Annotated in this window: 6 protein-coding genes; 5 read left to right on the plus strand and 1 reads right to left on the minus strand. The window is 69.3% G+C overall.

Going from position 1 to position 7,906, the window contains the following annotated elements:
- The first annotated feature begins 265 nt into the window (after positions 1 to 265).
- A complete protein-coding gene (locus VNW53_RS10610) occupies positions 266 to 733 on the plus strand; it encodes a hypothetical protein (RefSeq protein ID WP_325555586.1) in 468 nt (155 codons plus the stop codon).
- 80 nt (positions 734 to 813) lie between these two features.
- Positions 814 to 2,211 carry a hypothetical protein gene (locus VNW53_RS10615; protein WP_325555587.1) on the plus strand — a complete coding sequence of 466 codons (1,398 nt, stop codon included), beginning with the start codon at positions 814 to 816 and terminating at the stop codon, positions 2,209 to 2,211.
- Positions 2,212 to 2,450: 239 nt separating this feature from the next.
- On the opposite strand, the gene VNW53_RS10620 is transcribed toward VNW53_RS10615, so the two are convergent.
- A complete protein-coding gene (locus tag VNW53_RS10620) occupies positions 2,451 to 3,629 on the minus strand; it encodes a serine hydrolase domain-containing protein (RefSeq protein WP_325555588.1) in 1,179 nt (392 codons plus the stop codon).
- 209 nt (positions 3,630 to 3,838) lie between these two features.
- Here VNW53_RS10620 and VNW53_RS10625 point away from each other — a divergent pair, with 209 nt between their 5' ends.
- From VNW53_RS10625 to VNW53_RS10635, 3 genes are all read left to right on the plus strand, one after another.
- Entirely contained in the window at positions 3,839 to 4,951 is a 1,113-nt protein-coding gene (locus tag VNW53_RS10625; protein ID WP_325555589.1) for an NAD(P)/FAD-dependent oxidoreductase, read from the plus strand.
- Positions 4,952 to 5,044: 93 nt separating this feature from the next.
- Entirely contained in the window at positions 5,045 to 7,000 is a 1,956-nt protein-coding gene (locus VNW53_RS10630) for a M1 family metallopeptidase (RefSeq protein WP_325555590.1), read from the plus strand.
- Between the two features lie 13 nt (positions 7,001 to 7,013).
- A partial coding sequence (locus VNW53_RS10635; RefSeq protein ID WP_325555591.1) for an NAD(P)H-dependent flavin oxidoreductase occupies positions 7,014 to 7,906 on the plus strand: 893 nt, incomplete at its 3' end.

Below are 7,906 nucleotides of genomic sequence, written 5' to 3' on the forward strand. Positions count from 1 at the left end.
CGCAGCGGGTCGGAGGTGGGGTTTCTCGGCCTCCCGGCGCAGCTCGAAGCTCAGTCTCGCGCCGAGAGCGGAGCGCGACCCCACCTCCGTCAGCCCTCCGGCTGACACCTCCTCCCACAAGGGGAGGAGGAACGCCAAGCCGCGGCCCATCCTCAGAGTGAATGTCGATTCAGCCTAGGGCCGAGCCGCGCTCGCGCCGTTGACCCGGCGAAGTACATCTGTAAATATCGTGACGTACAGATGTAATATTGCGGATCGGCAGGCCATGACGTTCGTCGCGCCCATCGTGCGAAAAGCCCGTCGCGGGGCCACGACGCAGGTCACCCTCGTCACCGTGGTGGGTCTGGCGGTGGGCCTGCCAAGCTGGGGCGTCTATGCCTTCTGGGCCCACCAGCACGGCCTGCGGCGGGACTGGGAGATCAAGGGGCCGCCCTGTCCGCCGCCGAAGGACAGTTGGGACGCCATCGTCCTGAAGCGGGCGCCGCACACCTTCAAATACGGCGGCGCGGACTTCGCCCATCCGTTCGGCGGGGCCGACTGCGCCTCGGTCCCCGACGGCCGGTTCCCGACGCGGGACGCCTACTACGTCTGCCAGTTCACCGGCCCGGTGATGATCGCCGTCACCCTGGCGGGCCGGACGAGCCTGTTCGAGCCGGGCTACGGCCGCCACGCCGCGGTCAGCGTGCGCAAGGGCCGGGTGGCCTGCGTGCTGGGCGGCTGGACGCAGGCGTAGGGGCGGCGCGCCCACCGCCTCGCAGAACGTGTTCATCGAAACTTAGCGAGCCTGACCGAAGGGTGTCGGAAGGAGCGCTTATGGTTGCCATCTCGACATCGACCGTCACGGTTCAACTCCTGCCGGTCGCGTCGCCGCCGCAGCCGTCGCCCCAGGAGTCGCTCCCGGCCGTCGCCTCGAGCGATCCGGTGGACAAGGTCACGCTTTCCGCCGAGGCCCAGCAGGTGCTGGACGGTCAGGCGCCCGCGCCTGCGGCCTCGGGGCCGACGCAGGACCAGGTCACCGCCGCCGTCGCCGCGCTCAACGACACCACGGGCAAGACCTCGCTGGACGACCAGCTCAAGGCCTATGCCCTGCTGACCAACATCCTGGCCAAGGGCCAGGTGGTCTTCGACAACCGTCTGCCGCCGGCGGTTCCGCCCGCCGGCGGGACGATGAGCGAGGCCGCCGCCCAGGCGGCGCTGGTCTCGTCCTTCTCGCAACGCGTGGCCCAGGTCGTCGCCAAGGTCGACGCTCAGCGGGACCCGGCCGCCAAGGACAGCGGGACCGATCCCACCACCTTCACCGGCCGCGCGGCGGCCGCCTTCAACGCGCTCTCGGCGGACGATCAGAAGATCTATGTCGCCGCCAAAAGCCTGAGCCAGAGCCTCGGCGCGGCGGACCTTCCGGCCGCCCAGCCGCCGGCCGGCTATTCGCCGCCCGACGTGAAGGCGCTGACCGATGCGCTGGCCAAGGTGGACGATACGTCCGGCGGGGTGATGGCCAAGGACCAGACCGCGGCGCTCAGCCTGCTGAACGGCTATGCCGGCGCCGGCCCGGCCGGCCAGGCGGCGGCGATGAACGCGGCGGCCTCGCCCTTCGCCGCCCACGTGGCCCAGACCCAGACCCTGGTGGAGAAGTACCTCGTTCCCGGCAAGGCCCCCTATCCGCAGATGCTGGACAACCTCAACAAGCTTTCGCCGGAGGACCAGGCCACCTACTTCGGCGCCAAGACCAAGGCCGCCGACGGCACGGTGCTCTTCGCTTCGCTGGGTAGCCTGAAGGACAACCTGACCACCCGTGAGACCATGCTGACGCTCTACAACCAGGTCACCCAGGCCTATGGCGTCAGCGACCTGACCCAGCTCCAAACCGTGGCGCAGAAGAACAATCCGGCGCTGCAGAAGCTGGAGACCCTGTTCCGCGCGGACCAGGGCAGCGATGCCTGGACGGCCCAGGTCCAGGACTTCCTCAGCCACACCACCATGGCCGACCTGGGCCTCGCACCCGTGGACAACAGCGGCAACCCGGACATGGCCAAGGCCATGGAGACGCTCAAGGCCGTCCTGAGCGACGCCCAGGACTTCGCCGTCGCCATCAAGAGCGGCAAGATGCAGAAGTGGGCGCCGATCACCGAGGCGAAGAAGGCCACGGACAAGGTGCAGGCCGAGGCTGACCCGCTGGCCGCGGCGAAGGCCGAAGCGGGGATCGGCGGCTAAGGGTCCTTCTCCCCTCGCGGGAGAAGGTGTCAGGCGGAAGCCTGACGGATGAGGGGGATTCAGGGGTAGGGCGCCGACCTCCCCCTCATCCGACCGCTTCGCGGCCACCTTCTCCCGCGAGGGGAGAAGGACGCGGCAGCGCGCATCCTCTCGATGCGGGGAAGCCCTTAAACCCCATGGCGAGATTGCAGCTCTGGCCCTGAGCTTGCTCAAGGACGAGGGCGAAGCCCTCGCCGCGCCTACCTCACCGCCGCCCTCACCCCCTCGAACATCGCGTTCCGCGCCGCGCTCAGCTCCTTGCCCGTCGCCGCCGGCCAGGCGGCGTTCTGGACGATGATCAGGTGCTCCTTCGGGAACGTCGTGATCGACTGGCCGAAGATCCCGACCGCTTCGTAGGAACCGTTCGCCCGGATCCACCAGAAGTAACCGTAGCCGGCGGGCGCGGGCGTTCCGTTGTCGATCTCGCGCTTCGTGGCCTCGGCGACCCAGCCGGCGGGGACGATCTGCTTGCCGTCCGCCACGCCGCCGCCCGCGATGAACAGGCCCACGCGGGCGTAGTCGCGCAGCGTCATGGAGATGCCGGTGCCGCCGCGCTCCTGGCCGCCCGGATCGGTCATCCAGACGGCGTCGCGCTCCATGCCGTAGGGCTTCCAGATCTTCTCCGAGGCGTATTGCGCCAGGCCCTCGCCGGTCGCCTTGGAGACCAGCACGCCGACCAGGTCGGTCTCGCCGGTATTGTAGTTCCAGGTGGTCCCCGGCGCGTGGGCGCGGGGCAGTCTGCGCAGGTAGCTCACCATCGGGTTGACCCCCGGCTCGGTGACCGAGCCGCCGGCCCGGGCCACGTCGGAGTTGGGGTCGGTGTAGTCCTCGTTCCACTTCACGCCGGAGCTCATCATCAGCATCTCGCGCACGGTGACGCCCTCGTAGGCGCTGCCCTTCAGCTCGGGGATGTAGGTGGTGACGGGATCGTTCAGGCTCTTGATCTTGCCGTCCTGGATCGCCGCGCCGACCAGGGTCGAGGTCACCGACTTGGCCACGGAGAAGCTGGTCCAGCGGTCGGCGGGCTTGCGGCCCAGCGCGTACTTCTCCAGCACGATCTGGCCGTCCTTCAGGACCAGCAGGCCGGAGACCCTGTAGGCCTTCATGTAGTCGTCGACGGCCCAGGTCTTGCCGTCGTAGGCGAAGGTCGGCGCGATCTGGCGGGCGGCGACCGGCAGGGGATGGACCTTGTCGCCGCGCCTGACGGTAGTGGTCTTGAAGATGTGCTCGATGTCGCGGAAGCCCTTGGCCTGCTTCTCGCCGCGCCAGTCGAGGATCGAGGCGATCGCCTTGGGCCGGTTGGGGTCGACGGAGACCTGAGCGTGGGTGGCGGTCGCGGCAAGCGCCAGTCCCATCGCAAGCCCGATGATTTTCCGCATGTCACGCACTCCCCGGTTGGGGCTGTCTACCGCTCCGCCCTCTTCTCGTCATCCCACGGTCGGCGGAACGCCGATCCGGGGGACCCAAGCTGACTCGCGAATGGGCCGCCTCGCATGGATCACCCGGACAAGCCGGGTGATGACGACATTGGGGGGTGTTGGCGAAGGACGCTGTTCCGTTCCGCGCCCTTCCGCGTTAGGCGGAGCGTATGGCCGAGTTCGATTTCGATGCGGTGGTGGTGGGCGCGGGCGCGGTGGGGCTGGCGTGCGCCTACGCCCTGACGAAACGCGGGCTGACGGCGGCGGTGCTCGAGAAGGAGGCCGCGATCGGCCAAGGGGTCTCCTCGCGCAATTCCGAGGTGGTGCACGGGGGGCTCTACTATCCGACCGGCTCGCTGAAGGCGCGGCTGTGCGTGCAGGGCCGGCGCGCGCTCTACGCCTTCTGCGACGCGCATCACGTGGACTACGACCGCTGCGGCAAGCTGGTGGTGGCCACCAGCCTCGACGAGCTGGATAGGCTGGACGCCATCCTGGAGCAGGCCCGAATCAACGACGTCGAGGGCATGGCGCATGTGTCCAGGGCGCAGGCCATGGCCCTGGAGCCGGAGCTCGCCTGCGAGGGCGCGCTGATTTCGCCGCAGAGCGGGGTCTTCGACAGCCACGGCTACATGCTGGCCCTGGAGGGCGAGATCGGGGCCGGCGGCGGGACGGTGGTGACGTCGACGCCCTTCGAGGGCGCGTCGCCGCTGGCGGGTGGCGGGTTCTCGGTGCGGGCCGGCGGCGAGGAGCCGGCGACGCTGACCTGCCGCTACCTGGTCACCGCGCCGGGGCTGTCAGCCCAGGACGTGGCGGCGACGATCGAGGGCTTCCCGGCCGCGGAGATCCCCAAGGCCCACTACGGCAAGGGCATGTACTTCCGGCTGGCGGGCAAGGCGCCGTTCTCGCGGCTGATCTATCCGCCGCCCATCCATGGGGCGCTGGGCACCCACTACCGCCGCGACCTGGGCGGCCAGGCGGTGTTCGGGCCGAACCTGACCTATGTGGAGACCCTCGACTACAGCGTCGATCCGGCGATGCGCGGGGAGTTCGCCGCCTATATCCGCAAATTCTGGCCCGCCGTGCCGGAGGAGGCCCTGAGCCCCGATTACGCCGGCATCCGGCCGAAGCTGCACGGCCCCGACGAGCCGCAGCCGGACTTCCGTATCGACGACGAGAGCGCCCACGGGCTGGCGGGCCTCGTCGCCCTGTTCGGCATCGAAAGCCCCGGCCTCACCTCGTCCCTGGCGCTGGGTGAAGAAGTGGCGGGCCGGCTGGGGGTGTAGCCCCTCCCTTCCCGCCTCCCGGGAAAGGAAGGCGCCTTGCGCACAGCCCCGCTCCGGCTCAGATGGACGCTTCATTTCCTGGAGAGGCTTGGCATGGCGTGGCGTGGATTTGTCGTTGGCGCGGCGTTCTTTGCGGTGACCGCCGCCCAGGCCCAGACGGCGCCGCCGCGCTACGATCCGCTGAAGACCTTCGCGCCGCTGACGCTGCCGGCGCCGCCCACCACGATCCGCACGGGGTCCGGAACGCCGGGGCCGGCCTATTGGCAGAACCGCGCCGACTTCAGCATCGACGCCCGGATCGACACCACCGCCCACGTGCTCTCCGGCGAGGAGACGATCACCTATACGAACAACAGTCCCGAGGAACTGGGCTTCCTCTGGCTGCAGCTCGACCAGAACCTCTACCGTCAGGGCAGCCGCGGCTACGCCATGTCGGGCGGGCGGCGCGTCGATCCCAAGCAGTCGACCGAGGGCTATGTGATCGACGCGGTGAGCGTGGGCGGCAAGGCGCTGAACACCGTGGTCAACGACACCCGCATGCGGGTCGACCTGCCGTCGGCGGTGAAGGGCGGCGGCGGCAAGGTGCAGGTGAAGGTCAGGTACCACTTCACCATCCCGGGCCTGTTCGGCGGGCGGATGGCCTGGAACGCCAACAAGTCCGGCGACATCTACGACCTGGCCCAGTGGTATCCGCGGCTGCAGGTGTTCGACGACGTGCGCGGCTGGGACACGCTCCCCTACCTCGCCAACGAGTTCTACCTGGAATACGGCAATTTCGACTACGCGGTGACCGTGCCGGCGGACATGCTGGTGGCCGGCTCCGGGGCGCTGGTGAACGCGGGCGAGGTGCTGACGCCTGAGCAGCGCGCCCGCTTCGACCGCGCCCGGGCCAGCGACAAGACGGTGACGATCCGCACGCCGGAGGAGGTCGCCGCCACGCCGCCGCCCAAGGGCGCCACCAAGACCTGGCGCTTCCACATGGAGAACACCCGCGACGTGGCCTTCACGGCCAGCCGGTCCTTCGTCTGGGACGCCGCGCGGATCAACCTGCCGGACGGCAAGGCCGCGGTCGCCCAGTCGGTCTATCCGCCGGAAAGCGTCGGCGAGAACGCCTGGAGCCGGTCCACGGAATATATGAAGGACGCCGTCGAGCGGTTCTCCAAGCGCTGGTATCCCTACCCCTGGCCGAACGCGATCAACGTCGCCGGGCCCGCCACCGGCATGGAGTATCCGGGCATCGTCTTCGACGGCATCGACGACAAGGCCAAGACCCTGTTCTTCATCTCGGCCCACGAGATCGGCCACTCCTGGTTCCCGATGATCGTCGGCTCCGACGAGCGCCGCGACGCCTGGATGGACGAGGGGATCAACACCTTCATCGACGTCTATGAGTCCGACGACTTCTCGAACGGGGTCTATGGGCCCAAGCGCGACGCCGAATACGCGCCCTCCGCGACCGGCACGCCGGCCGACCAGATCGCCGAGCTGATCAAGGACCCGGAAGCGCCGGTGATCCTCAGCCGCGCCGACACCATCCGCGAGAAGTACCGCCACCCGGTGACCTACTTCAAAGCCGCCTTCGGCCTGACCCTGCTGCGCGAGGACATCCTGGGCCCCGAGCGGTTCGACCCGGCGTTCCGCAAATACATCGCCGACTGGGCGTTCAAGCACCCCAAGCCCAGCGACTTCTTCCGCGAGATGGAGAGCGCCTCGGGCGAGGACCTCAGCTACTTCTGGCGCGGCTACTTCCTGCACAACTGGTCGCACGACATGGCGGTGACCGACGTGAAGTACGTCGACGGCGACCCGGCCAAGGGGGCGCAGGTGACGGTGCAGAACCTCGGCCAGCTCGTCCTGCCGGCGACGCTGCGGGTGACCTACAGGAACGGCCAGAAGCGCGACATCCGCGTGCCGGTGGAGACCTGGATGCAGACCGGGACCCACACCTTCACCGTCGAGGGCGGCGGCGCGGTGGCCGAGGCCGCCATCGACCCGGACCACCGCCTGCCCGACGCCGACCGGTCGAACAACAGCTTCAAGCCGCAATGAAGGGCGCCGCGCCATGATCCGGAACCGCATCACCGAGCTGCTGGGCGTGCAGTACCCGATCGTCCAGGCGCCGATGGGCTGGATCGCCCGGGCGCAGCTCGCCTCGGCGGTCTCCAACGCCGGCGGCCTCGGCGTCATCGAGACCTCCTCCGGCCGCCTCGACGAGGTGCGCGAGGAGGTCAGGAAGATGAAGGGGCTGACCGACAAGCCCTGGGGCATCAACGTCGCCCAGGCCTTCGTCCGCGACCCCGACATCGTCAGCTTCGTCGCCGACCAGGGCGTCAAGTTCGTCACCACCTCGGCGGGCGACCCCAACCGCTACTGCGAGGCGCTGAAGGGCCGCGGGCTGACAGTGTTTCATGTGGTCCCGTCGCTGGCCGCGGCCATGAAGGCCATTGAGGCCGGCGTCGACGGCCTGGTGGTCGAGGGCGGCGAGGGCGGCGGGTTCAAGAACAGCCGCGACGTGGCGACCATGGTGCTGCTGCCGCTGGTCTGCTCGAAGGTCGGCGTGCCGGTGATCGCCGCCGGCGGCATCACCGACGGGCGCACCATGGCCGCGGCCTTCGCGCTGGGCGCCGAGGGCGTGCAGATGGGCACCCGCATGGTCTCCGCCGCCGAGAGCCCGGTGCACCAGAACTGGAAGGACATGATCGTGGCGGCCCGCGAGACCGACACGGTCTTCCTGAACCGCTTCGGCCCCGGCCCGGCGCTCAGGGCGCTGCGCACCGAGAAGACCACCGAATACGAGAAGACCCCGCCCGAGAACATTATGGGCGAGTTCGGCCACGCGCTCGACCTCTACTTCGGCGGCGACATGGAGGCCTCCATCGCGCTGTCGGGCCAGGTGGCCGGGCGCATCGACGCGGTGAAACCGGTGGCCCAGATCATCGCCGAGACCGTGGCCGA

The sequence above is a fragment of the Phenylobacterium sp. genome, from assembly GCF_035569475.1.
Classification (GTDB): Bacteria; Pseudomonadota; Alphaproteobacteria; order Caulobacterales; family Caulobacteraceae; genus Phenylobacterium.